This window comes from Catenuloplanes niger (assembly GCF_031458255.1).
Lineage (GTDB): Bacteria > Actinomycetota > Actinomycetes > Mycobacteriales > Micromonosporaceae > Catenuloplanes > Catenuloplanes niger.
The window spans coordinates 9,712,575-9,734,886 of the sequence record NZ_JAVDYC010000001.1; the positions used below are offsets into that span (position 1 = coordinate 9,712,575).

At 73.2% G+C, this 22,312-nt stretch carries 19 protein-coding genes and 1 pseudogene; 10 read left to right on the forward strand and 10 right to left on the reverse strand.

Annotated elements, in window-relative coordinates:
* Positions 1-3: 3 nt before the first annotated feature.
* From J2S44_RS42680 to J2S44_RS42690, 3 genes and pseudogenes are all read right to left on the reverse strand, one after another.
* Entirely contained in the window at positions 4-1,950 is a 1,947-nt protein-coding gene (locus tag J2S44_RS42680) for an Hsp70 family protein (RefSeq protein ID WP_310429377.1), read from the reverse strand.
* A gap of 93 nt (positions 1,951-2,043) precedes the next feature.
* Positions 2,044-5,796: pseudogene (locus J2S44_RS42685) on the reverse strand (GH92 family glycosyl hydrolase); the annotation flags it as partial.
* A 176-nt stretch (positions 5,797-5,972) separates the two neighbouring features.
* Entirely contained in the window at positions 5,973-6,353 is a 381-nt protein-coding gene (locus J2S44_RS42690) for a hypothetical protein (protein ID WP_310429379.1), read from the reverse strand.
* A gap of 108 nt (positions 6,354-6,461) precedes the next feature.
* Between J2S44_RS42690 and J2S44_RS42695 the strand changes: the two genes are divergently transcribed.
* Complete coding sequence (locus tag J2S44_RS42695; RefSeq protein ID WP_310429381.1) at positions 6,462-7,403, forward strand: TIGR02452 family protein; 942 nt, start codon at positions 6,462-6,464, stop codon at positions 7,401-7,403.
* A 126-nt stretch (positions 7,404-7,529) separates the two neighbouring features.
* Positions 7,530-9,374 carry an acyltransferase gene (locus J2S44_RS42700; RefSeq protein ID WP_310429383.1) on the forward strand — a complete coding sequence of 615 codons (1,845 nt, stop codon included), beginning with the start codon at positions 7,530-7,532 and terminating at the stop codon, positions 9,372-9,374.
* A 76-nt stretch (positions 9,375-9,450) separates the two neighbouring features.
* Here the strand turns inward: J2S44_RS42700 and J2S44_RS42705 are convergent, their stop codons facing one another.
* The gene (locus J2S44_RS42705; protein ID WP_310429385.1) at positions 9,451-10,302 is read right to left on the reverse strand and encodes an SDR family oxidoreductase; all 852 of its coding nucleotides are present in this window, start codon (positions 10,300-10,302) and stop codon (positions 9,451-9,453) included.
* A gap of 125 nt (positions 10,303-10,427) precedes the next feature.
* Here J2S44_RS42705 and J2S44_RS42710 point away from each other — a divergent pair, with 125 nt between their 5' ends.
* From J2S44_RS42710 to J2S44_RS42745, 8 genes are all read left to right on the forward strand, one after another.
* Positions 10,428-11,333 (forward strand): helix-turn-helix domain-containing protein, encoded by a 906-nt coding sequence (locus tag J2S44_RS42710; RefSeq protein WP_310429387.1) that lies wholly within the window; start codon positions 10,428-10,430, stop codon positions 11,331-11,333.
* Between the two features lie 73 nt (positions 11,334-11,406).
* Entirely contained in the window at positions 11,407-11,835 is a 429-nt protein-coding gene (locus J2S44_RS42715) for a YbaB/EbfC family nucleoid-associated protein (RefSeq protein ID WP_310429389.1), read from the forward strand.
* Complete coding sequence (locus J2S44_RS42720; RefSeq protein ID WP_310429391.1) at positions 11,832-12,158, forward strand: hypothetical protein; 327 nt, start codon at positions 11,832-11,834, stop codon at positions 12,156-12,158. Before J2S44_RS42715 ends, J2S44_RS42720 begins: the two co-directional genes overlap by 4 nt.
* A complete protein-coding gene (locus J2S44_RS42725) occupies positions 12,155-12,649 on the forward strand; it encodes a WXG100-like domain-containing protein (protein ID WP_310429393.1) in 495 nt (164 codons plus the stop codon). Before J2S44_RS42720 ends, J2S44_RS42725 begins: the two co-directional genes overlap by 4 nt.
* Before the next feature lie 3 nt (positions 12,650-12,652).
* Positions 12,653-13,162, forward strand: coding sequence for an EndoU domain-containing protein (locus tag J2S44_RS42730; protein WP_310429395.1), 510 nt, complete (start codon positions 12,653-12,655; stop codon positions 13,160-13,162).
* A gap of 13 nt (positions 13,163-13,175) precedes the next feature.
* Entirely contained in the window at positions 13,176-13,583 is a 408-nt protein-coding gene (locus tag J2S44_RS42735) for a hypothetical protein (protein WP_310429397.1), read from the forward strand.
* A 42-nt stretch (positions 13,584-13,625) separates the two neighbouring features.
* Entirely contained in the window at positions 13,626-16,553 is a 2,928-nt protein-coding gene (locus J2S44_RS42740; RefSeq protein ID WP_310429399.1) for an AfsR/SARP family transcriptional regulator, read from the forward strand.
* A 24-nt stretch (positions 16,554-16,577) separates the two neighbouring features.
* Positions 16,578-17,117 (forward strand): acyl-CoA thioesterase, encoded by a 540-nt coding sequence (locus J2S44_RS42745; protein ID WP_310429401.1) that lies wholly within the window; start codon positions 16,578-16,580, stop codon positions 17,115-17,117.
* Positions 17,118-17,154: 37 nt separating this feature from the next.
* Here the strand turns inward: J2S44_RS42745 and J2S44_RS42750 are convergent, their stop codons facing one another.
* The 6 genes from J2S44_RS42750 to J2S44_RS42775 all read right to left on the reverse strand — a co-directional run bounded on the left by J2S44_RS42750 (position 17,155) and on the right by J2S44_RS42775 (position 22,223).
* Positions 17,155-17,763 carry a DUF305 domain-containing protein gene (locus J2S44_RS42750; RefSeq protein ID WP_310429403.1) on the reverse strand — a complete coding sequence of 203 codons (609 nt, stop codon included), beginning with the start codon at positions 17,761-17,763 and terminating at the stop codon, positions 17,155-17,157.
* Between the two features lie 82 nt (positions 17,764-17,845).
* Positions 17,846-18,688: a lytic polysaccharide monooxygenase gene (locus J2S44_RS42755; RefSeq protein ID WP_310429405.1), complete on the reverse strand. Its 843-nt coding sequence runs from the start codon at positions 18,686-18,688 to the stop codon at positions 17,846-17,848.
* Positions 18,689-19,173: 485 nt separating this feature from the next.
* A complete protein-coding gene (locus J2S44_RS42760) occupies positions 19,174-19,917 on the reverse strand; it encodes a lytic polysaccharide monooxygenase (RefSeq protein WP_310429407.1) in 744 nt (247 codons plus the stop codon).
* A 145-nt stretch (positions 19,918-20,062) separates the two neighbouring features.
* Positions 20,063-21,004, reverse strand: a complete 942-nt coding sequence (locus J2S44_RS42765) for a phosphotransferase family protein (RefSeq protein WP_310429409.1) — start codon at positions 21,002-21,004, stop codon at positions 20,063-20,065.
* Between the two features lie 9 nt (positions 21,005-21,013).
* Entirely contained in the window at positions 21,014-21,475 is a 462-nt protein-coding gene (rnhA, locus tag J2S44_RS42770; RefSeq protein ID WP_310429411.1) for a ribonuclease HI, read from the reverse strand.
* Positions 21,476-21,485: 10 nt separating this feature from the next.
* Positions 21,486-22,223, reverse strand: coding sequence for a formylglycine-generating enzyme family protein (locus tag J2S44_RS42775; RefSeq protein ID WP_310429413.1), 738 nt, complete (start codon positions 22,221-22,223; stop codon positions 21,486-21,488).
* Between the last annotated feature and the right edge of the window lie 89 nt (positions 22,224-22,312).

Consider the following 22,312-nt stretch of genomic DNA (forward strand, 5'->3'; position numbering starts at 1 on the left):
GGGTTACAGCTGCCTGATCTCGGTGATCGTGAGGTCGGCGCCGAACGTGATGCCGTACGTCTGGCTGCGGGGATATCCGGGCAGCGCGGCCACGAAGTCCGCCAGCGGCACGGTGCCGCCGTTGATGGTGCGGAACTCCGCGCCGTCGGCGGCCGCGAGCCACCACGGGCCCTGCCCGTCGGTGTCGCCGGTGTTCGCCACCGCGGCCTCCCGGATCCGGAGCCGCAGCCGGCCGCCGGAGGAGTTGGACGAGTCGATCACCATCACGATCGGTCCCCGTCCGGCGTAGTCGGTGGCGGGCAGGGAGCGGTACGCGTCGGGGACGTCCGGGTTCGCCTCGCGGACCGCCTGCACGACCAGCGGGTCCAGCGGATCGCCGGCGGAGTTGAGCAGCGGGCCGGTGGGGGTGGCCGCGGCGCCGGTCGGAGCCGACGGGCCGGCGCCCCGGGACTGATCCACCTCGCGGTCGTTGCGGTACACGGCATACCCGCCGCCCGCCGCGGCCAGCACGACGACGGCGGCCAGCGTGGCCGGCCAGCGGCGTCGCCGGGGTGCCGGGCCGGTGGGCACCGGGTCGCCGGTCACCGTGCCCTCGGGCGCACCGACCCGCGCGTACGGCCGGGTCACCCCGACGTGCGGCTCCGGCGCGCCGGCCGGCCCCGCGGATGCCGGCCGGGGCGCCGGCACCGGCCGCACGGTGGACGGCACCGCGGCGGGCGGCTCCACGGAGGACGTGCCACCCGGCCGGGCGGCCGCGTCACCGGCCCGCTTGGCGGCCGCGAGCGCGGTCAACGGCATCAGCGGCACCGGCGGTCCGTTCAGCACGGCGGCCAGGTCCGACCCGGCCTGTGCCGGCATCGCGTACGGCACCTGGTCCCGGGCGACCCGTACGGTCGCGTGGGCGTCGGTCCAGCTGACCTCGCCGGCCCGGGACGCGCCGTGCGCCACCGCGAGCTCCGGCTGCTCGATCACGGTCGGCGCCACGCCCAGCGCGCGGTGCAGCGTGGACGCGACCAGCGGCACCCGGCTGGCGCCGCCGACCAGCAGCACGCCCGCGAGCGCGGACTCGGCCACGCCGGCCTCGCGCAGCACCGCGCGGGTGTTCGCCACGGTACGGTCGATCACCGGCCGGGCCAGGGACTCGAACTCCTCCCGGCCGAGCGGCGCCTCCGTCTCCAGCAGCGGCACGTGGATGTGCGTGGCCGCGGACCGGGACAGCATCTCCTTGCCGGTCCGCACGTCTGCCCAGAACGCCCGGGACACGCGCCGGTCCGCGGCCGAGGCCGGGAGCATCAGCCGCTCCCACGCGGCCGGGTCCCTCGGCCCGTAGACGGCACCGAGGTGCGCCACGATGGCGGCGTCCAGGTCGAGACCGCCGCCGTCGGACAGGCCGGACGTGGCCAGCACCTCGAACCCGTCGCCGGTGCGGCGGATCACGGACGCGTCGAACGTGCCGGCGCCGAGGTCGTAGACGACCACGCCGCGGCCGGCCGGGATCGTGGTGCCGACCGTGGACGCGAAGTACGCCGCGGCCGCGACCGGCTCGCTGACCAGGCGGACGTCGTGCATCCCGGCCCGGGCGGCCGCGTCCAGCAGCACCTGCCGGCGCCGGCCGCCCCACGCTGCCGGATGCGTGATCGTCACCCGGCGCGGCGGCGTGGCCAGCTGGCCGGCCACCCGGCGCAGCACGGCCGCGAACAGGTCCTGCACCGCCACCTCGACGTCGCCGAGCAGCACGGTCCGTTCGTCGACGCGCTGCTTCGGGTACGGCTCGTAGCTCTCCGGGGAGGTCCGGGCCGCGTGCGCCGCGTCCGGTCCGACGAGCAACTGGCCGCTCGGGTCCGCACAGACCCCGGACGGCAGCGAGGGTGCGCCGTCGAAGAGCACCGGGCGGCCGTCCACCACCGCGACCGTGCTGGAGGTGCCGAAGTCGATGCAGAGGTGCGTCACCGGGACACGATAGCGGCTCGTGATCATCGCGGTGGTGACGGAACCGGCCGGCGCCCCGGGTGCGGGCACCGGCCGGTGATCGGCTGATCGTCAGGCCAGCAGTTCCAGCTCGGCCACGGTGGCCGGGCCGGTGAACTCCAGGCGGTAGTGGGTGTACGCGCCGGGCGCGGCGACCGTGAACGGCCGGGTCTGCTGCCGCCAGGTGAACGACTGCGACGAGCGCGTGTCCAGCGTCGTCCAGGTGGTCCCGTCGGTGGAGCCCAGCAGCTTCCAGGCGCCCGGGTCCGCCCCCGCGGTGGCCGCGGACGTGATCGTGTACTGCTTGACCGAGGCGGCCTCGGCGAGCGTCCAGTCCTGTGTGGTCACCGACGCCGACGTGGCCGAGGAGTCGTCGGCGAGCGCGGCCGTGGTCACCGTACCGGCCACGTCCCGCTGCGGCGTGGCGACGGCCGGGCCCTGGGTCAGCGACGGCGGGACCGCGTTCGCACCGGTCGCCCAGCGGGACGGCTTCGCGCCCATGGTGAAGTCGAGCGTGGCGCCGTTCGCCAGCACCGAGTGCGGCAGGTGCGTCTGGTTCCACGCCTTGCCGTTGACCCGCAGCGACTGCACGTAGACGTTGGACGCGGAGTTGCCCGGTGCCCGGATCACCACCTTCTTACCGTTCTCCAGGTTGATCGTCGCCTTGGTGAACAGCGGGGAGCCGATCACGTAGGACGCGCTGCCCATCTGGAGCGGGTAGAAGCCGAGCGCGGCGAACACGTACCACGCGGACATCTCGCCGTTGTCCTCGTCGCCCGGGTAGCCCTGGCCGATCTCGCTGCCGAGGTAGAGCCGGTCGAGGACCTCACGGGTGAGCGCCTGCGTCCTGTACGGCTGCCCGGTGAACGTGTACATCCACGGGATGTGGTGCGACGGCTGGTTGGAGTGCCCGTACTGCCCCATCCGCACGTCCCGCGCCTCGGTCATCTCGTGGATGACGCCACCGTACGAGCCGCCCTTGAGGCCCTCCTCCGGATCGGCGAAGAACGTGTCCAGCTTCTCCGCCAGCCCGGACCGGCCGCCGTAGAGGTTGGCCAGCCCCTGCCCGTCCTGTGGCACGTGGAACGCCATGTTCCACCCGTTCGTCTCGGTGTAGTCGTAGCCCCAGACCTCCGGGTCGTACTGTTCCGCGGTCCGGCGCCACTGCCCGGCCGAGTCCTTGCCCTGGAAGAAGTCGACGGACGGGTCGAACAGGTTCACGTACCCGAGCGCCCGCTCCCGGTAGTAGGTCGCCTCCTCGCGGTAGCGGGCCGCGTCCGGCCCGCCCCGGTCGGCCAGTGCCGCGGCCATGTTCGCGATGCCGAAGTCGTTGATGTAGCCGTCCATCGCCCAGGAGAACGCCTCGCCGGTCACGTCCGACGGCGTGTACCCCTTGAAGATCGACGTCCGCATGCCCTTGCGCCCGACGTTGTCGTTCGGCGGGGTGACCGACGCGTTCTTCACGGCCGCGGCGTAGGCCTCCTCGAGATCGAACCCCTTGACCCCCTTGAGGTACGCGTCCGCGAACGCCACGTCCGAGCTGGTGCCGACCATCAGGTTCGCGTAGCCCGGCGACGACCAGCGGGAGATCCAGCCGCCGTCCCGGTACTGCTGCACGAACCCGTCCGCCATCTCGCCGGCCATCGACGGGGTGAGCAGCGAGTAGGCCGGCCAGGTGGTGCGGTAGGTGTCCCAGAAGCCGTTGTTGACGTACACCTTGCCGGGTTTGACCTCGGCCCCGGTCTCGGTGGGTGTGCTCGGCGGCGTCGACACCGACGACTGCACCGCGTGCTTCCAGACCGGTGCCGCGGCCGTCCCGGTGTTCTCGTGCGCCGAGTTCGGGTAGAGGAACAGCCGGTACAGGTTGGAGTAGAGCGTGACCAGCTGGTCCCGGCGCGCGCCCTCCACCTCGACGGTGCGCAGCTTGGTGTTCCACAGCCCTTCGGCCCGGGACCGCACCGTCTCGATCGTGTCCTTCGCGGCCACCTCCAGCTCGAGGTTGTGCCGCGCCTGCGCCACGCTGATCAGCGAGGTCGCCACCCGGAGGTTGACCGTGCGCGCGCCCACCGCGACGTACCCGGTCGAGGGCCGGTTGCCGTTCGGCAGCATCCCGCTGCCGGTGACCGGCGCGTCCAGCGTCCCGTAGAGGAACATCCGCGTCGCGCCGTTCGACAGGCCGCTGCGCACGTCCGACCACCCGGTGACCGTGCCGGTCGCGGCGTCGACGGTCAGGCCGGCGCCGTTGTCCACATTGTCGAAGATGATGTTGCCGCCGTCGCCGGTGAACGTGAACCGCAGCACCGCCGCGTGGTCCGTCGGCGCGATCTCCGCCTTCAGCCCGCTGTCGAACGTGACGCCGTAGTAGTGCGGCTTCGCCACCTCGTTCTCGTGCCGGAATGTCAGCGCCCGCCCGGTCCGGTCCGCGTTCGGCACGCCGGTGCCGTCCTGCGGCATGAACTGGAACGTCTGCCGGTCCGCCATCCACGGGCTCGGCTCGTGACTGACCGACAGCGCCTGCAGCGCCGGCCGGTTCTGCGCGTCGTTGCCCTTGTGGTACTCGTACAGCCAGCTCAGCGTGCCCGCGTTCGTCACCGGCGTCCAGAAGTTGAAGCCGTGCGGCACCGCGGTCGCGGGGATGTTGTTACCGCGGGAGAACGCGCCGCTCGAGTGCGTGCCACGCCGCGTCTCCACGTACCCGGCGAGGCTCTTCGAGGGCTTCTCCACCGGCACGTCCGCGATGCTGATGTCGTCGAACCAGGCGCGCCACGGGCTGGCCGGCCCGCTCGGCTTGTCGTAGGCGACCAGGATCCGGTCGATCGTCCGGCCGCGTGCCACGTCGCCGATCCGGGTGACGCGCTTGTTCCACTGGTTCACGGAGAGCGTCTTCGCCGCGCCCTGCGCCGCCGGGCTGACCACGGTCCCGTGCTGGTCCGTCGCGCGCAGCCCGCTCAGGAACGTGCCGTCCGTGAACGCCAGGTCCACCGACGTGTAGGTCGCCGGGTAGGTCATGTCACCGCGGGTGAACTCCGGGAACACCAGGTAGGACAGCTCGGTGTCCCGGTTCACCCGCAGGTTGACGTCGTAGATCCTGTTGTACGTGTAGCCGCGTCCGTCCACCGCGTGCCGTCCGGCGAACTCCAGCGCCCTGACGCCGGTGAACCCGACGCGCGCCTTCGCGGCCGGCGCGTTGCCCGGACCGTCGCCGATCGCGCTGCGCACCGGTGCCGGCGGCAGCGGCGTCTCGTCGCCGTCGGACAGCTGCAGGTCCGCGAGCTGGATCAGGTTCACGCCGCCGTTCGCGGTGACGCTCAACCGGTAGTGACTCCACTCCCCCGGCGTCGCCACGTCGAACGTGGTCGTGTTGCCGCGCGCGCCCAGGTTCTGCCCGGTCCGGGTGTCCACCGTGGTCCACGTGCCGCCGTCGTTCGAGCCCTCGAGACGCCAGTCCTTCGGGTCCCGCTCCGGCGCGTCGTTCGCCGCGGTCAGCGCGTACCGCACCACCCGCACCGGCGCGTCCAGCCGGTAGGCGGCCCAGCCGGTCGCGGTGAAGACCAGCCACTTCGTGTCCGGGTCCGCGTCGTTCAGGTTCTCCTTGACCTCACCGCCCGCGGTGTTCTCCCCGGACGCGGTGATCGCGGTGACCCGGCCCGCGACCGAGCCCGGCAGTCCCGGGTTGAGCCGGCCGTCCACGCCGGACGCGCGCTCCGCCGTGTCCACCCAGGTCGGCGGCGGATCACCGCCCTCGAACGAGCTGGCGAAGCGGGGCGCCGGTGCCGCCGACGCCGGACCCGGAACCATCACCGACCCTCCCAGCAGGACCAATGCCATTGTGGCGGCGACGGGCAGACGACGCATGAGACCTCCATCGACGTTGATGACCCGTCCGCCATCTTCGATCGCCGGAGACAGATATGTAAAGGCTCCTTAACAAAAATCTGATCATGCGGTACGGATGCGGCCGCCCCGCGCATGCACCGAGGCGGCCGCGGCTCCACGGCCCGGGATCAGCAGCTGAACGACACGGCGGAGGTGCCGCTCAGCCCGCGCACGCTCGCGCACGCGCCCTTCTGCTTCACCGGCCCGGCGTAGTAGCGGTAGGTGCCGTCGTCCAGCGCCCAGCCCCGGCCGCCGCGCACCAGCAGGCCCGCGCCCACGTACGACGCCTTGCCGACCTTCGCGGTCTTGATCGTCACCACGCACTGCCACCGCCCGCTGACCAGCTGGTAGACGACCGCGTCCGCCACCTTGGCCTGCCGCTTCACCGTGTATCCGGCGCCGCACAGCGTCGTGGGCGAGTACTGGTTCGGCGCGGCGTGGGCGACGGTGGGCGCGAGCGCGACGGCGAGGACCGCGGCGGTCAGCACGCCCAGGATCCGGCGGATCATGATTGTTGCTCCTTTTGTCCGTTTAATACCTTCCGGGGTACAACGGTGCGCGGCCGAGCGGGATATTCGCTGTTCAAGATCGGTGCGGAGGCCGGAGAATCGGGGCCCGTGAGTACCCGACTACGCGAGATCGCCCGCCAGACCCTCGACGTCCTCGAGGCCGGCGCCTATACCTCCCCGTCCGGCGCGACCGTGCCGCTGACCGCGCTCGTCGACGCGGCGGTCGCCGGCACCGTGCTGCACCTGCCGGACGCCCCTCTGCCCACCGGCGCTGATTTTCCCGGCGGCGCTGTTTCTTCCACCGACGCTGTTTCTTCCACCGACGCTGCTTCTTCCACCGACGCTGCTTCTTCCGCCGATGCTGCTTCGTCCGGCGGCACTGTTTCTTCCGGCGGCGCCGTGCGGTCGGCCGGGGGCGCGCCGGTGGCCGTGGAGGTGACCGGTGAGAGCACGCTCTACGCCGCGCGGCGGCTCGCGCAGGACGGGCCGGTCGCCGCGCTGGTGTTCGCGTCCGCGAAGAACCCCGGCGGCGGCTTCCGCACCGGCGCGCAGGCCCAGGAGGAGAGCGTCGCCCGCGCGAGCGCGCTGTTCCCCTGCCTCACCGCCGTGCCCGAGTTCTACGACTTCCACCGCACCCAGGGCGACCTGCTGTACAGCGATCGGGTGATCTACTCGCCCGGCGTGCCGGTCTTCCGGGACGACAAGGGCCGCTTCCTCGACTCGCCGCACCGGGTGTCGATGCTGACCGCGGCCGCCCCGAACCGCGGCGCGATCACCCGCAACCAGCCCGCGTCACTCCCCCGGGTCGACGCCGTGCTGGCACACCGCGCCCGCCGCGTCCTCGAGGTCGCGGCCGCGCACGGCGAGCGGCGGCTCGTCCTCGGCGCGTGGGGCTGCGGCGTCTTCCGCAACGAACCCACCGCGGTGGCGGACGCGTTCGCGACCGCGCTCGACGCGCTCCCGGGCCGGTTCGACCGGGTGGTTCTCGCCGTGCTGGACCGCGGCGACGCACCGATCCGGGCCGCGTTCACCGCGCGATTCGCCAGCTGACACCGATTGTCGGGTGTTCAGCACTTTCCCGGCGACCGGCGCGGCTCCGGTACGCTGCCCCTCCGTCCGTCTCGTTCTGCCGGGGTCCCGCGCCCCTGCGCCGACGAAGCCTGAAGGGGAGTCGCCGTGACCGAGCAGTCCGCCGAGCGCGACCGCTTGTACGAGCTGGACGGGCTGCGCATCTTCGCCGCCGTCGCCGTCATGTTCTACCACTACGCGTGGGCGAACGCGGCGGGGCCCGAGCCGCACACCGCCACCGGTTACCCGGAGCTGGGCGGCCTGTTCCAGTACGGGTACCTCGGCGTCGACCTGTTCTTCACGATCAGCGGCTTCGTCATCCTGCTCAGCGCGATGGGCCGCCGCCCGGCCGAGTTCGTCATCTCCCGGGTGGTCCGCCTCTACCCGGCGTACTGGGTGGCGCTGACCATCACCGCGATCGTGCTGGCCACGATCGGCGCCGGGCAGTTCCCGATCAGCATCGTGCAGTACGTGGCGAACCTGACCATGTTCAACTCGCTGGTCAACATCCCGAACGTGGACGTCGTCTACTGGACGCTCTGGGCCGAGATGCGCTTCTACGTGATGATCCTGATCTTCACGATGATCGGCATCACGAAGAACCGGGTGCTGGTCTTCCTCTGGGGCTGGACCGCGATCTCGCTGCTGCTCGCCGCGAACGTGCTGCCCGGCCCGATCCAGACCGTCGCCACGCTGGTGTTCCAGCCGGAGTGGTCGCAGTACTTCATCGCCGGCATGGCGCTCAGCCTGCTCTACCGGTTCGGCAGGACCTGGCAGCCGTTCGCGCTCCTGGCGGTGTCCGCCGCGATCGCGGTCGTCCGGGCGATCGACTTCAAGAACGCGGTCGGCGAGCGGTACCAGGAGAGCTTCAGCACCGCGGTCGTGGTCGTCATCGTGCTGCTGGTCTTCGTGGTGATGACGCTGACCGCGCTCCGGATCACGCGCGGCCTGGGCCGGGCCTGGTTCGCGGTGGCCGGCAGCCTCACCTACCCGCTGTACCTGATCCACGACCGGGTCGGCGTCGTGCTCTGGAACCGCCTCGACGACTACGTCAACCGCTGGGTCCTGCTGCTGGCCGTACCGCTGCTGATGTGCGGCGTCGCCTGGCTGATCCACCGGTACGTCGAACGGCCGGGCGCGAAGGCGCTCAAGCGCGGGCTGACGGCGCTGGCCGCGCGGTTCGGGCTGGTCACGCCGCGCGGCGCGCGGTCCGCCAAGCCGGACGAGGAGCCCGCCATATCCGGCGCGGGCACGCCGGACAAGGCGCGGGCGGTCGGCGTGGTGCACGTGCCCCAGCCGACGCCGCCGGGCCGGACCGCGACCGCGGGCCAGCCGGAGCCGGAGCCCCAGCCGCGGTTCGGCGGCGGCTACGGACCGGCCGACGCGCCCTACCCGCAGCCCGCGGCAGGCACCGCGTACGGGCGCCCCACGGCGGGCACGGCACACCCGCAGACCGGCGGTACCGGCTACCCGGAGCCGACCGGTGGTGCCGGCTACCTACAGCAGACCGGCGCCACCTATCCGCAGCAGACCGGCGGTGCCGGCTACCTACAGCAGACCGGCGCCACCTATCCGCAGCAGACCGGCGGTGCCGGCTACCCGCAGCAGACCGGTGCCACCTATCCGCAGCAGACCGGCGGTGCCGGCTACTCGGAGCCGACCGGCGGCGCGTACTCGCAGCCGGCCGGCGACGTGCCGTATCAGCCGCAGGCCGGTGGCGCCGCTTACCAGCCGCCCGGCGGCGGAGACGGATACCGGCCGCCGGCGGGCGGGACCGCGCAGCAACCGGCGGACGGCTATCCGCGGCGGCCCGCCGCGGACCGGCACGACCCGTACCAGCAGCCCGGCGCGGACCCGTACCACCAGCCCGTTGCGGACCCGTACCACCAGCCCGGTTACGGCCGGCCGTACCAGCCGCCGATGGACGAGACGCCGGACGAGCGGCGCCAGTAGTAGCGAAGACCGTTCGGCGGGCGCGGCTCGAGCCGTACCCGCCGAACGGTCTTCGTGATCCTCGGGGCCGAGGAGGTCAGCGCAGGTGGGCCGCGATGCCCATGTCGGCGCCGACGATCCGGGCGGTCTCCGTCGCCACCCGGTCGAGCTCGTCCAGCGCCGCGACCTGGACGGCCGGGCCGACCACGGTCCGCCGCGCCCGGGTGCCGGCCGGCGCCTCCACCAGGCGGACCAGCGCGTCCGCGACCGGCTGCGGGTCGCCGTCCTGCTCCTGCTGGCGCGCGGTCAGGTCGGTCATGAACGCGCCGAGCGCCGGCAGGTACGGTTCCAGCCGTGCCGCGTCCGCGGGCATCGTGCCCTTCGCGCCGAGCTCCGTGTCGTGCGGCGCGGCCGACACGCTGACCGACTCGACGCCGGTGCCGGCCAGGTCGTACCGCCAGGCCTCGGTCAGGCTCGCCAGCGCCGCCTTGCTCGCGCCGTACAGCCCGGTGAACGGCACGGTCACCCGGTCGGCGGTGGAGCCGACCTGGATCAGCAGGCCGTGGCCCTGCCGCCGCAGGTGCGGGATCGCGGCCCGGTTCACCCGCAGCGCGCCGAGCACGTTCACGTCCAGCTGGCGCATCGCCTCCTCCGCCGTGTACGCCTCGACCGGCCCGGCGAAGACCTGCCCCGCGTTGTTGATCACGACGTCGAGCCGGCCGGCCTCCCCGATGACCGTCTCCACCGCGCGCGTCGCCGAGTCCTGGTCGGTCACGTCCAGCTCGATCACGCGCGCGCCGGTGAGCGCCGCCGCGGCCGCCCGGTTCCGGCCGGCCGGCTCCCGCATCCCGGCGAAGACCGTGTGCCCGCGCCGGACCAGCGCCTCCACGGTCAGCCGTCCGAAGCCGCTGCCGGCACCGGTCACCAGCACCACACCTGTGTCGCTCATGTTCCTGTTTCTCGCTCTCCTGGGATCCCTGCTGTGCGGGCAAGGCTAGGCGCCGCCGTGGGCCCGCGACTTGAACCGGGCGGCCAGCGAATGGAACGTCCGGGCCAGCGTGCTTCGATGGGCGGATGAGCTCACCGCGCGGCACGGTCCTGGTCGACACCGCACGTCCCGGCTCGGGCGGGCACGACGACCGGTTCACCCGGATCAGCGGCTGCGCGCCGCTGCCCGCGGTCACCCGTTCCGGCGTGCACGGCCGCGACTCCCGCGCCGGCGACGTGACCGTCACCGACTTCCACACGACCGCCGGCGTACGGACCGCGGTCGACCCGCACCAGCCCGCCGAGCTGCGGCTCTACCTGGTGCGGCGGGGCGTCTGGACGCTGGACTACGACCGGGGCGCGTTCCCGGTCCGGTCCGGCGGCTTCCTGGCGTACCGTTCGACGGGTCTGACCGGTTTCGCCACCGCGCCGCGGACCACCGGCCACTCCGTCGGGATCCCGCTCCGCGAGCTGCACGGCCTGACCGTCGACGCACCGCTGACCGGCTCCGCCGCCGCCCCCGAGGTCCGGCTGCTGCTCGCCCACGCCGGCCTGCTCCACGACACGATCGACGACCTCAGCGACGCCGGGGTCGACGCCGCCCGCAACGCGCTCGTCGAACTGACCCGCGGCGTCCTGCGCCGCGCCGCCGACACCACCGAGCCGGCGCTGGCCCCCGCGCTGGCCCGCGCCGCCCGCGAACTGGCCGACCGCCTGCTCACCCGGGCCGACCTGACGCCCGCGCTGCTCGCCCGCGACCTGCACGTCTCGGTCCGCACGCTGAGCCGCGCGTTCGCCACCACGGGCGAGCCGGCCGCCGCCTACATCCGCCGCCGCCGGCTCGAGGAGGCCCGCCACGCCCTGGCCGCCGGCCACACCGTGTCCGAGGCCGCGGCCCGCTTCCGGTTCGCCGACAGCAGCCACTTCATCCGCGCCTTCCGCGGCCGCTACGCCGAGACGCCGGCCCAGTACGCCAAGCGCACTCGTCCATGACCGCCCGGCGGGCGGCGATCTGCCAGGATGGTCGGGTGTTCGTCCCGATCCGCACCGTCACCGGAGGCACACGATGACCACCGCACCCGATCCGTCCGGCATCGTGCGGATGCTGTCCGACGTCACATCCGCGCTCGGCTCGGTCCGCGCCGCCGACGCGGACCCGGAGGCGTCACCCGTCGAGGGTACGGGTGAGGCGCTCGACGGTCTGATCGTCGCGACCGCCGCGGCACCCGGGCGGGTGACGTCGCTGACCTTCGGCCCGACCGCGATGCGGCTGGACTCGGCCACGCTCGCCGGTGAGACGATGGCGGCCGTCAACGCCGCGCTGGCCGACCTGCAGTCCAGGGCCACCGCGGCCGCCGGTGCCGGCACCACCGACTTCACCGCGCTGTCCGAGCAGCTCAAGGACATCCAGGACAGTGCCTCCCGCCGGCTCACCGCGTTCACCGACGCGCTGGTCGAGGCGCAGGGCCGGATCGCCGACCGGGGCGGCAGGTGAGCTCCGGCGGCGTGCACGTCACGCCGGAGAGCCTGGAGCACGCCGGGCAGCGGCTCGGCACGGTCGCGGAACGGTTCGCGTCCGCGCTGAGCGAGTTCCAGGCCGAGATCGCCGGCTTCGGCCGGCCGTGGGGCGAGGACGACATCGGGCAGCTGATCGGCATCGCCCACGACGAGGTCTCCGCGGTCGCGTTCGAATGCTACCGGGACGCGCTGGACGAGATCGCCGCCGCGGGCGTGGACCTGGCCGGCATGGCGCAGCTCTATACCGTCGCCGAGGAGGCGATCCTCCGGCGCATGTCCACGCTGCGGGAAGCGCTGTGAGCCTGCAGCTGCCCGGCGAGCTGATCTCGCTGCTCGGCGTCCTCGGGTACACCTGGCCGGAGGCCGACGAGGACCGGCTCTTCGAGATGGGCCAGACCTGGATCTCGTTCTCCACCACGATCAACGAGATCGTCGGCGACGCGAACACGGGCGCCGGCACCGTCTGGGCGGAGAACAGCGGTCAGGACATCGCGGCCTTCCAGGCCTGGTGGACGAAGGACGGCAGCCCCGCCGACGCGCTCACCGACGGCGCCACCGCCGCGGTCCTCACCGGCACCGGCCTGATCGTCTGCGGCACGATCGTGCTCGCGCTGAAGATCGCGGTGATCGTGCAGCTCACCATCCTGGCCATCCAGATCGCCCAGGCCGTCGCCACGGCCGCGGTCACCTTCGGGGCGTCGCTGCTGGAGATCCCGGTCTTCCAGGCGCTGGCCCGCACCGTCATCGGCAACCTCATCCAAGAGGTCGTGCTCACGCTGCTGGAGGGCTGAGCGATGGCTCAACGTGCCAGCGCGAAACGCAACGCCGGCACCGGAAAGCTGCTCCGTGCCGCGCTGCGCTACCTGCGCAAGCAGGACGGGCGCGCCGCGAAGCGGGCCCGCGGCGGCGACATGGCGCCGGACCGGCTGCGGCACATGATGGAGGGCGAGAGCCGCAAGGGTTACCACTACCGCCCCGGCGGCGAGGACTTCCCCGACCGCCGGATCGGCCCGGTCCTGCGCCGGAACCCGGCCACCGGCGCGTACGAGGCGAAGGTCGAGTTCAAGAACGCGAACCCGCCGCCGGAGTGGGTGCCGAAGCAGGGCAACGAGGGCAAGAGCACGTTCTGGCCCGACGACTGGACGCCGGCGCAGGTCGACAACGCGGTGACCGCGGCATTCAATCACCCGAACATATCGAAGACGGCCAGCGGCACCTGGTACAGCGAACACAACGGCGTCAAGGTCATGGGTTACTTCGATACGGCAACCGGTGCGCTGAAGCACGGGTTCCCTTTCCTGTAGGGATGAGTAGGTAGTGGGTCTCACCTTTTTCACGGAGAACGGCTTTCCACGCTGGCGGGAGTCGGAGCCACGACTCGAGGTTCTCGGCATGTTCCTGACCATGGACGTGCAGAACAGCCCCACGCTCGGTTACGACCTGCTCGACCTGGTCGAGCGGGCCTACACCGGCCAGGAGGACACCACGGAGTGGGACGGGGAGGGTTTCTACGTCACGTTCAGCCGGGCCGACGGGGTGACGATGCAGAACAACTTCCTGGCGGACAAGCGCGGCAGTTACAGCCTCGAGGAGGTGCGGGACGTCGCGCAGGACTACTGGCACCACATCGCGCGCGAAGCGGGGCCGAAGCAGTGTGCGTTCGAGCTGAAGCTGTGGGAGGAGACGTGGGGGCGGCCGCATCCGTACCGTGGGCGGCTCTTCTGAGGGATCGATCGGCTGACGATCGGCGCTGGTAGCCTTCGGCTGGTGGCGGGCGGGGGCTTCGAGTACCGGGTTCTCGGGCCGCTCGAGGTGTGGTGGGACGGTGCGCCGGTGCGGCTGGGCGGGCCGCGGCACCGGGCGTTGCTGGCCGCGTTGCTGGCGCGGGCCGGCACGGTGGTCTCCGCGGCGCGGCTCGCCGAGATGCTGTGGGAGTCGCCGCCGCCGCGCGCCACGGAACTGCTCTGGGTGCGGGTCGCCGAGGTGCGACGGGCGATGCGTGAGGTCAGCGGCCGGCCGGCGACCGAGCTGGAGACGCACGACCAGGGTTATCTGCTCCGGGTGCCGGACGACGCGGTGGACCGGTGGCGGTTCGAGCGGATGGTCGCGGACGGGCTGGGCGCGGGCCGGCGGGGCGACCATCGGGCGGCGGCCGCGCGGCAGCGGGCGGCGCTCGCGCTGTGGCGGGGGCCGGCGTTCGCGGACGTGGCGGATCGGTCGTGGGTGGAGGCGGAGGCGGCGCGCCTGGCGGAGCTGCGGATCCGGGCGATCGAGGCGCGCGGGGACGCGGATCTGGCCGTGGGACGGCACGAGGAGATGATCGCCGAGCTGGTCGCGCTGGTCGCGGAGCATCCGCTGAACGAGCGGTTCTGGGGGCAGCTCATGCGCGCCCGGTTCCGGGCCGGCCGGACCGGCGAGGCGGTGGCCACGTTCGGTGCGGCCCGCCGGGAACTGGCCGAGCGGCTCGGCGTCGAACCCGGCCCGGACCTGCAACGACTGCACACCACGATCCTGCGCGCGGACGCCACCGAAGCTGACGCCACCGGAGCACGTGACGCCGCCGGAGCACCTGACGCCGCCGGAGCGGGAGAGGCCGCCGGGACGCGAGGCACGTCCGCGGCCCGGGACGCCGCGGACGCGGGGAACGGCGCGCCGGCCCGGTCGGTGGCGCGGCCGCTGACCAGCTTCGTCGGCCGGGAGCGGGAACTGGCCGCGGCCGGCCGGCTGCTGGGCGCGCACCGCCTGGTCACCGTCACCGGCGTCGGCGGGGTCGGCAAGACCCGGCTCGCCGCCGAGGTCGCCGGGCGGGCACGCACCGCCTGGCTGGTCGAGCTGGCCGCGCTGGAACAGCCGGACCTGCTCGCCGACGCGGTCGGTGACGCCCTGGGCCTGCCGTCGCACCCGGCCCGGCCCCGCACCGGCCTGGTCCTCGACCACCTGCGCGCGGTCGACGGGCTGCTCGTCCTGGACAACTGCGAGCACCTGACGGACGCGGCCGCCGGATTCGCCGCCGCGCTGCTGGCCGCATGCCCGGGCATGCGTGTCCTCGCGACCAGCCGGGAGCGGCTCGGCATCACCGGCGAGGCGCTGCTGCCCCTGCACGGCCTCGCGCTGCCCGGCACCGGGGAGGACGACGCGGAGTCCGCCGGCCGCGCGCCGGCGGTGCGGCTCTTCGCCGAGCGGGCCCGCGCCGCCGACCCCGGGTTCGCCCTGGCCGACGGGACGGCGGCCGCGGTCGCCGCGATCTGCCGGAAGCTGGACGGTGTCCCGCTGGCGATCGAGTTGGCCGCCGCGCGGATGAACGCGTTCTCGCCCGGTGAGCTCGCGGCCCGGCTCGACGACCGGTTCGGGTTGCTGAGCCGCGGTGACCGGACGGCCGCGCCGCGGCACCGGACGCTGCACGCGGTCGTCGACTGGAGCTACCGGCTGCTCGACGCGGACGAACGCCGGCTGTTCACCGTGCTGAGCGCGTTCGCCGGCCGCTTCGGCCTGGACTGGGCGGAGCAGCTCGCCGCGGACCACTTCCCGCCGGCCGAGGTGGCCCGGCTGGTCGCGGCGCTGGTCGACAAGTCGCTGCTGCTGCGCGAGGCGGACCGGTACCGGATGCTGGAGACGCTGCGCGCGTACGGGCTGGAGCGCCTCGACGCGCGGGGCGAGCTGACGACGGTCCGGGACCGGCACGCCGCGCTGGTGGCCGGGCTCGCGGACACGCTGTGGAACGAGCGGGTCGGCAGCGCCCGGGAGCGGTGGATGCACCTGCTCGACACCACGATGGAGCAGTTCCGGGCCGCGATGGAGTGGGCGGTCGCCCGGGACGACGCCGCCACCGCGCTGCGGGTCGCCGCCGCGCTCTGCACGTACTGGCACAGCCGCGGCCAGTACGTGGTCGGCCGGCGCTGGACGACGCTCGCGCTCGAGGCGCGCGGCCCGGTGCCGCCGGCCGTGCGGGCCCGGGCGCTGAGCGGCCTGACGCTGCTCACCTCGATGCAGGGCGACCTGGCCGCGTCCCGGGCCGCCGGCCGGGAGGCCGCCACGATCTTCACCCGGACGGGCGACCGGCGTGGGTACGGTCTGGCGCTGCGCCGCCTCGCCACGGCGGAGGGTTTCGGCGGTTCGCACGACCGGGCCGACGAGCTGATGGCCGAGTCGCACGCCGTGGCCGTGGCCGCGGACTGGCCGTGGCTGCTCGGCTGGACGCTCACCCAGCAGGGCCTGTCCGCCAGCGCACGCGGCGACTGGGGGTTGACGGCCGCGTTGAGTGCCGAGGCGGAGTCGGTGCTGCGCGACGTGGGTGATCCGGAGGTGCTGGCCTACGCCTGGCTGCTGCGCGCGGAGGCGGCCCGCAACCTCTCCGGTCCGCTGGCCGGCGCCGCCGGGCTGTGCCGCGCGCTGCGCGCATTCGCCGAGCACCGCCTGCTGTGGGGCACGTCGCTGGCGTTGTTCTACGCGTCGCTGGTCTACGGCGACCTGGGCCGGCCGCGGCACGAGGTGATGCTGCTGTCCGCCGGTCACGAGGTGCGCCGGGCCGCCGGCGGCAGCTTCTTCTCCTGGCTCGCCGAGCAGCAGGAGCGGGAGCTGGCCGGGCTGCGGCGGGAGCTGGGTGACGAGGACTTCGAGGTGCAGTGGCGGACCGGCCGCATCCGCCCGCTCGCGGCCCTGGTCGACGAGGTCTGCGCGGATCTGAAGGTCGCGTGAAGGCGGTGCGCCGACGATCGCGGGATGTTCCTCGCACTCACTGACGCGTACCGCCTGGTCAGGTCTCGTTTCCGGTCCCGCGTCGACCCGTTCGCCACGCTGGCGTCGCCGATGCGGGTGTGGCCGCACCACCTGGACGCGCTGATCCACATGAACAACGGCACGTACCTGACGCTGGCCACGTTCGCCCGCTGGGAGTTCGTGATCCGCAGCGGGTACGGCGACATCTTCCGCAGGCTCGGCTGGTACGGCGTGATCGCCGGCCAGGTGGTCCGCTACCGGCGTGGCCTGCGGTTGTGGCAGCGTTTCGCGGTCGAGACGCGCTTCCTCGGCCTGGACGGCCCGAACATCGTCTTCGAGCACCGTTTCGTGCGTGGCGGCGAGGTCGTCGCGCGGGTGATCGCCTGTATCCGCATGCTCGACCGCCGCGGTGGCACCGTGCGGCGCGAGGACCTGCTCGCCGCCGTGCCGGACCCGCGGATCACCGACGTCCCGGAGTGGGCCGCCCGGTGGACCGCGGTCGCCCGCATGCCGATGACGGAGGCCGACGTGCTGGTGGACTGACCGGGGGCACGGCGCACGCCGTACCCCCGGGTGGGTGTCAGATCGTGCCCGCGCTGATCTTCAGCATCAGCTGGATCTGGGCGGTGCGGGAGTCGTCGATGCTCTTGGCGAGCGCCTTCGCGTCCGGGTTCTCGCCCTCGGTGGTCTCGGTCTTCGCCATCTCGACCGCGTTGTGCTGGTGGCCGGTGAACAGCGCGAGGAACGTGCCGTCGAAGTCGGCCGTGGGCGTGTCGCGCAGCGACTCGATCTCCTCGGGCGTGGTGGCCGGCAGACCGCCGTGGTCGGCGTGCAGGTTGACGTCGGTGTCGGCGCGGTCGGCCTCACCCCAGGCGGTCAGCCACGACTTCATGGTCGCGATCTCGTCCTTCTGGGTGGCGACGACCGCGGAGGCGAGCGTCTTCAGCTCGTCGCTGGTGGCCTTCTCGGTGGCGATCTCCGCCATCTGGACGCCCTGCTCGTGGTGGTTGACCATCATCTGCAGGAACATCACGTCGTGGTCGTTGCGCCCGCCGGTGTTCGCGGCGGCCGTGGCACCGCCCGCGGGCGTCGGGTCGGCGGACGGCGTGGCGGGGGCGGTGCCGCAGGCGGTCAGGAGCGCGGTCAGGGCGGTGACGGCGAGCAGGGCGGCGGCGGGGCGGCGTGTCATGGTGGGCTTCCTAGCGATCTTCAACGGTGGGCGAGGGGGACCGTGCGGGACCCGCCGGTCGGAACGGGTCCCGCACGGAGAATCACTTGACCGGCAGCCAGAGCGCGAGGACGATCGGCGGCTCCCAGCCGGGCAGCGTGGTGTGGCCCTGGCGGCACTCGTAGGTGACGCCCTCGAACGTGACCCTGTCGCCGGTCCGGTACGCGGTCCAGCTCTTCCAGTCGGTCGCGGCACCGCTGCCGGTGTTGCCGCCACCCGTGTTGCCGCCGGTGTTGCCGCCGGTGGCCGGTGCGGACGTGCCGGCCGACGCGGACGGCGACGCGGGCGCCGGGTTCGCGGGCTGCTGCGGGGCGGGCTGCTGGGGTGCGGGCTGCTCCGGGGCCGGTGCCGGCTTGGCCGGCGTGTTGCCGCCGGTGCCGCCCACGTTCAGGTCGACGCAGTTGTAGAACGCCATCGGCGTGTCCGCGATGTTCCACACGGCCAGCACCTTGATCCTGCCGGAGTAGCCGCTCAGGTTCACCTGGTGCCGCACGGTGGCGGACGGCTGCGCGCCCTTGTCGTCGAACTCCGCGATCTTCTTGGTGCCGACGAAGTACTGCCACGTCGACGTCTTGTGCCGGGCGGTCAGCACCCAGCTGAACGTGGTGGACGTGCCGACGTTCGTCACCGGCCAGGCCCGCGAGTCGTCCTTCAGCACCGAGAACTGCGAGAGGCCACCGTCGCAGCTGGTCAGGCCCTTCGGGCCCTCGACCGACTGCGGCTCGAACTGGATGTTGCCGCAGTCCTTGGCCGCGCCGCTCGCGCAGTTCGCCTGCCGGCTCGGCGGCGACGATATGTAACCGTGCGCGCTGGCCGGCGACGCGACCACCAGGGAACCGGCGACGGTGCCCAGCGCGAGCAGGGAGGTGGTGAGGGTTCTACGCATGACGAACGGTGCTCCTTCGTAGGACGGACGCGCCTCTGTGATCACCCGGCCCCTGGTGTCACTCAGCGTGGAACTCACGCTAGAAGAGGGGCACCTAAAGTAAGATCATGCGTTCCCTAAATCTTCTTTATGATCTTCTCCCGGCCCGGTGCGCGGGCGGTCCGAGGCCGGATCGGAGCTGCGGTGTCGCGTCCTCCGCGGCCATCGTGGACGGTCCCGGCCACAGCGCGCCGCCGGCCGTCAACGGATAGATCCAGATCACATTCCCGCCGGGTACGGCCGGCCGTGCGCCCCGGCGCCGGGCGCTCACCGGCGTCCCATCGTCCGGGCATGCGCGCCCCGGGCCCGCCACGTGAGCGGATCGACGGCCCGTCCGCCGGCGGAGCCGGCTCCGAGCGGATGCGCGCCGCCCGGCGTACCCGGGAAGGGGTTCTGATCGGTTGCCGGTCCGGGCACCGCACCGCGGCGATGCCCGGACCGGCGGATCAGACGCGGTCCCAGAGGGCGGGCACGTGCGGCGGCTCCCAGCCCGCGATCGCGGTGTGCGACTGCGTGCAGCGGTAACTCGCGCCGCCGTAGGTCACGATCGCACCGACGGTGTAGCCGGTGCCGGCCGCCCAGGTGCCACCGGCCGGCGGCGTGACCGGCGGCTGCGTCGGCGTGGCGGGCGGCCGGGGCGTGGCCGGCGGCTGCGTCGGCGGTGTGGTGGTGCCGCCGCCGAACTGCAGGTCCACGCAGGCGTAGAACGCGTTCGGCGTGTCCGCGACGTTCCACACCGCGAGCACCCGCTGCCGGCCGCCGTAGCCGCCGAAGTTGACGGTGTGCCGCACGGTCGCGCCCGGCTGCGCACCGCCGTCGTTGAACTCCGCGACCTTGGCCGACCCGATGAAGTACTGCCAGGTGCTGGTCGCGTGCCGGGCGGTCAGCACCCAGTTGAACGTGACGCTGGACCCGACCGAGGTGGCCGGCCAGCCCTTCGACTCGTCGTCCAGCTGCGCGAACCGGCCGACGCCGCCGCTGCACCGGGTGCGGCCCTTCGGCGCCTCGACGGACTGCGGCTCCCACTGGATGTCGCCGCAGTTGGCAACCGTGCCGCTGGCGCAGAGCGCCTGCCGGCTCGGCGGCGAGGAGATGTACCCGTGCGCGCCGGCCGGCGACACGGCGACGAACGTGGTGGCGAGGACGGACAGCGGCGTGAGCAGGGCCAGGGTGACGAGGGGTCTCCGCATGACGGGCTCCTTCGAGTGGGGGGATCCACGGGCCGCGGCCGATGCCTGCGCGCTGCTGCTCGTTTCCCGCACAGCGCTGCGGCCCAACCGCCGGAACGCCCTCCACCAGGCGCCTGACGTGCCAGCCAGTCTACTGAAAACCTAATTAACAGTAAACGCCGAATCCATCGAAGACGGTACGCAGTTCGCTCCTCCGCCGTTCCAGGTGTTCCGGGGTGAACCGCCGCGGGCCGCCCTCGATCCACATGATCAGGTAGAGGTAGGCCCGGTAGGCGCGCAGCCGTCGCGCCTCCGCCGCCCCGAAGGTGCCGCCCGCCTCCCGGTAACCGGCCAGGAAGTCCTCGTCGATCTCGCCGAACAGCGACAGCGACGGGAGGTCCGCGACCGGGTCACCCCAGAACGCGCGCTCCGCGTCGATCAGCCCGGTGACCCGCCCCCGCGACATCAGGATGTTGCCGTCCCACAGGTCGAAGTGGACCAGCACCGGCGTGGTCACCTCGTCCAGGCCCGCCCGGTCGATCAGGCGCCGGATCCGCTCGGCCGGCATCGGCAGCGCGACGCCGTACTCCGCCGCGTCCGCGAGGAGCGCGCCGACCATGCCGTCGAACGCCTCCGGCCAGCCGGCCCGCAGCGGATCCGCCGGATATCCGAACCCGCCCGCACCGGTGATCGTGTGCAGCCGCGCGAGATGCCCACCGAGCTCGTGACGCAGGCGCGCCCGCGCCGCCGGCGAGTAGTGCCGCAGGTGCTCCGCCACGGTCCCGCCCGGCAACTCCGTCATCACCAGCAGGTCCGGCTCCGCGTGCACCACCTCCGGCACCGGCGCCCGCCCGGCCGCGCGCTCGTAGTAGAGCGCCTCCGCCGCCAGCAGCCCGTGCTCGTAGCGCATCACCGGCGCCTCCGCCGGCGGCGCCACCTTGAGAACCAGTCGCGCACCGTCCGTCAGCCGCAGCCGGAAGACCGTGTTGAACGTCCCCCCGGCGAGCTCCCGCACGTCCGCGAGCCCGGCCGTCACCCCGGCCCGGCCGAGCACGTCCTCGATCCGCTCCCGCGGGAACTCCCGCCGATAACCATGCTCGATCACCATCCGCCGAGGCTAACCCCGGGCCGGCTGGGCCGCCGCGACCGCGTTCTCCAGGCCCTTGGCGGCGAGGCGGTCGGCGCGCTCGTTCTCGACGTGGCCGGCGTGGCCCTTGACCCAGTGCCACTCGACGGTGTGCCGCTTGCAGGCCTCGTCCAGCCGCTGCCAGAGGTCCGCGTTCTTGACCGGCTTCCGGTCCTTGGTCTGCCAGCCGTTGCGCTTCCACCCCTTGATCCAGGTGGTGATGCCGTTGCGCACGTACGTGCTGTCCGTGTGGATGTGCACCTCGGACGGGCGGGTCAGTGTCTCCAGCGCCTCGATCGGGGCCATCAGCTCCATCCGGTTGTTGGTGGTCTCCCCCGCCTCGCCGCCGCACATCTCGCGCTCGTGCTCGCCGTAGCGCAGCAGCGCGCCCCAGCCGCCCGGACCGGGGTTCCGGCGGCACGCGCCGTCGGTGAAGATCTCCACGACCGTCATGGCGAGCACCCTACGGCAGGGGTGCGACGGGCCGGACGGAGGCGAACTCGCCGAACTCGTAGCGGGTGGACGGCAGCAGCATCAGCCACTCGTCGACGCCCTGCCACGGGTAGAGGTCGGCGGCGCCGCCGCGGACCACGCGGTCGGCGTCCTCGGCGTGCCGCGGCCGGGCGTCGGCGGGCGCGTCCGCGTACCCGTCGAGGTAGGTGTCCGCGCACAGGTCCGCGGTGGCGCCCATCGCGGCCAGGCCGAACGGGTTCTCCGAGGCGGCGGTCGCGCGTTCGTCGCCGAACGTGTCGAGCACGGCGTCCTCGCCGGGCGGGGTGTCGCCGCGGTGCCACAGCGTAGTGGTGCCGGCGCGGGCCGCGTACTCCCACTCGGCCTCGCTGGGCAGCCGGAACGGCAGTTTCTCCAGCAGTTCGTCCGGCCACTCCAGCCGCGCCACCCGGTGGTCGTCGCCGTCTGCGTAGTCGTCGGAGTAGTCCGGGAGCCAGTGCCGCACCTGTGCGACGGTCAGCGGGTGCCGGGCCATCAGGAAGCCGTCGACGCGTACGTCGCGGACCGGGCGCATCTGCGCGAGGTCCGCGGGCGTCAGGCCGCCGTCCTCGAACTCGACGCCGGCCAGCGTCGCCTCCTCGGCCTCGGACAGGCCCATCCGGAACGTGCCGGCGGGCACCGCACGGAACAGCACCCCGGACGCGGTGTGCCGCCAGGCCGGTCGGCCGCCGGCGGACGTCGTCTCCCACATGACCGGAGATCATGCCAGAGCGCCAGGTCACCGGTTTTTGTCGCACCGCTCCGATACAACTACGGGCACTTGTTCGTGAGGAGGACTGG

Bases quoted from the DNA above. Each gene is read 5' to 3' on its own strand.
- J2S44_RS42690 (WP_310429379.1), bottom strand. From the start codon at position 6,353: ATGATCCGCCGGATCCTGGGCGTGCTGACCGCCGCGGTCCTCGCCGTC.
- J2S44_RS42705 (WP_310429385.1), bottom strand. From the start codon at position 10,302: ATGAGCGACACAGGTGTGGTGCTGGTGACCGGTGCCGGCAGCGGCTTC.
- J2S44_RS42710 (WP_310429387.1), top strand. From the start codon at position 10,428: ATGAGCTCACCGCGCGGCACGGTCCTGGTCGACACCGCACGTCCCGGC.
- J2S44_RS42715 (WP_310429389.1), top strand. From the start codon at position 11,407: ATGACCACCGCACCCGATCCGTCCGGCATCGTGCGGATGCTGTCCGAC.
- J2S44_RS42730 (WP_310429395.1), top strand. From the start codon at position 12,653: ATGGCTCAACGTGCCAGCGCGAAACGCAACGCCGGCACCGGAAAGCTG.
- J2S44_RS42745 (WP_310429401.1), top strand. From the start codon at position 16,578: ATGTTCCTCGCACTCACTGACGCGTACCGCCTGGTCAGGTCTCGTTTC.
- J2S44_RS42750 (WP_310429403.1), bottom strand. From the start codon at position 17,763: ATGACACGCCGCCCCGCCGCCGCCCTGCTCGCCGTCACCGCCCTGACC.
- J2S44_RS42755 (WP_310429405.1), bottom strand. From the start codon at position 18,688: ATGCGTAGAACCCTCACCACCTCCCTGCTCGCGCTGGGCACCGTCGCC.
- J2S44_RS42760 (WP_310429407.1), bottom strand. From the start codon at position 19,917: ATGCGGAGACCCCTCGTCACCCTGGCCCTGCTCACGCCGCTGTCCGTC.
- J2S44_RS42765 (WP_310429409.1), bottom strand. From the start codon at position 21,004: ATGGTGATCGAGCATGGTTATCGGCGGGAGTTCCCGCGGGAGCGGATC.
- rnhA (WP_310429411.1), bottom strand. From the start codon at position 21,475: ATGACGGTCGTGGAGATCTTCACCGACGGCGCGTGCCGCCGGAACCCC.
- J2S44_RS42775 (WP_310429413.1), bottom strand. From the start codon at position 22,223: ATGTGGGAGACGACGTCCGCCGGCGGCCGACCGGCCTGGCGGCACACC.